This window comes from Ruegeria sp. (assembly GCF_028066395.1).
Taxonomy (GTDB): domain Bacteria; phylum Pseudomonadota; class Alphaproteobacteria; order Rhodobacterales; family Rhodobacteraceae; genus Ruegeria.
This window is the reverse complement of sequence record NZ_JALCBM010000001.1, coordinates 82,740-84,480: the sequence shown is the minus strand read 5'-3', so window position 1 is coordinate 84,480 and position 1,741 is coordinate 82,740. Positions and strand designations below refer to the sequence as shown.

Genomic DNA, 1,741 nt, shown 5'->3' with positions numbered 1-1,741 from the left:
GTGAAACTGGGCATCATGGATGAGGAACGCCGCACCTCGGCCAACCTCAAGGAATGTATCCGCGCCGCAAAATCGCGGGTGGCCTTCATCAATACCGGCTTTCTGGATCGCACCGGGGATGAGATTCACACCGCGATGGAGGCCGGGCCGATGCTGCCAAAGGGCGACATCAAGAACACGCCGTGGATTGCCTCATATGAGGATCGCAATGTGGATATCGGTCTGGCCTGCGGTCTGAAAGGTCGGGCGCAGATCGGCAAGGGCATGTGGGCGATGCCGGACCGGATGGGCGAAATGCTGGAGACCAAGATCGGTCATCCGATGGCAGGCGCGACCTGTGCCTGGGTGCCGTCACCGACCGCCGCGACCTTGCACGCGACGCATTATCACAAGGTCGATGTGCTGGCGCGTCAGGATGAACTGGCCGCAGGTGGCGCGCGAGGCACGCTGGATGATCTGCTGACCATTCCTCTGTTGGGTGGGCGCAATCTGAGCGACGAAGAAATTTCTCGTGAGGTCGAAAACAACGCGCAGGGTATTCTGGGCTATGTGGTGCGCTGGGTCGATCAAGGGGTGGGGTGTTCCAAAGTGCCCGATATCAATGATGTCGGCCTGATGGAGGATCGCGCGACCTGCCGTATCTCAAGCCAGGCGCTGGCCAACTGGCTGCATCACGGGGTGGTGGAGGAAGCCCCTGTGATGGCGGCGATGCAGAAGATGGCCGCCGTGGTGGACCGTCAGAATGCCTCGGATACGGCCTATCAGCCGATGGCGCCGGGCTTTGACGGCATTGCGTTTCAGGCGGCCTGCGATCTGGTGTTCCGGGGGCGGGTGCAGCCGTCGGGGTATACCGAGCCGGTTCTGCATGCGCGGCGGCTGGAACTGAAGGCCAGTCACGGGTAAACCGCACGGGCGGGAACGAGGGGGCTGTCTGCCCCCTCGTGCTCCCCCGAGGATATTTTTGGCCAGATGAAGGGGATCAGGATGGCTATTTCCTTGCGCAAGGCGCGTACCATCATTCGGAAAGCTCTGGAAAAGGGGCGCGAGATGGAGTTGAAGCCTCTGTCAGCAGTGGTTCTGGACGCGGGCGGTCATGTGATTGCGTTCGAGCGTGAGGACGGCGCCGCGCCGGGTCGGTTCGCGATTGCCCATGGCAAGGCCTATGGCTCGGTCATGTTGGGCATGGCGGGCACGGCGCAGATGCAGCGGGCCGAGGGGCAGGCCTATTTCATGGCCGCTGTGAACGGGGTTTATGGCGGGCAGGTTGTGCCGGTTCCGGGTGGCGTGCTGTTGCGTGGTCGCAAGGGAGAGGTGATCGGTGCCGTGGGCGTAACCGGCGATACCTCGGACAATGATGCGGTTGCGGCTTTGGCCGGGATCGAGGCGGCCGGTTTGATCGGCGAAATCTGATTTCTTTTGATAAAGCGCAATGTGCGTGGTTGAACACGCGCCTGCGCTGCCATGCAGGGCCTGTGCCGTTGCGCGCGGTTGTGACTGCCGATAGGCTCTTGAAAAGGGAGAGGATCGGGTAACTCAGCATGGCACGACCAATCGTCGGAATTATCGGTAATTCCTACATCATGAACGACCAGTACCCCACCCATGCGGGTGGGACGATGAATTCGGATGCGGTGTCGAACGTATCGGATTGTGTGCCGCTGCTGATCCCCGCCGATCCGCGTTATGTCTCGGTCGAGGAGTTGCTGGAGGTTTGTGACGGGTTCCTGCTGACCGGTGGCCG

Annotated in this window: 3 protein-coding genes; all 3 read left to right on the top strand. The window is 61.6% G+C overall.

What is annotated here, in order from left to right; genetic code table 11:
* The coding region (locus tag MPJ51_RS00450; RefSeq protein ID WP_298381024.1) for a malate synthase G at positions 1 to 903 on the top strand (903 nt) is incomplete at its 5' end.
* An 81-nt stretch (positions 904 to 984) separates the two neighbouring features.
* Positions 985 to 1,410, top strand: coding sequence for a heme-binding protein (locus MPJ51_RS00445; protein WP_298381023.1), 426 nt, complete (start codon positions 985 to 987; stop codon positions 1,408 to 1,410).
* 128 nt (positions 1,411 to 1,538) lie between these two features.
* Positions 1,539 to 1,741 (top strand): gamma-glutamyl-gamma-aminobutyrate hydrolase family protein (locus MPJ51_RS00440; RefSeq protein WP_298381022.1); only part of this gene is annotated, 203 nt, incomplete at its 3' end.

Coding starts and splice junctions, on each gene's coding strand:
- MPJ51_RS00445 (WP_298381023.1), top strand. CDS start 985: ATGGCTATTTCCTTGCGCAAGGCGCGTACCATCATTCGGAAAGCTCTG.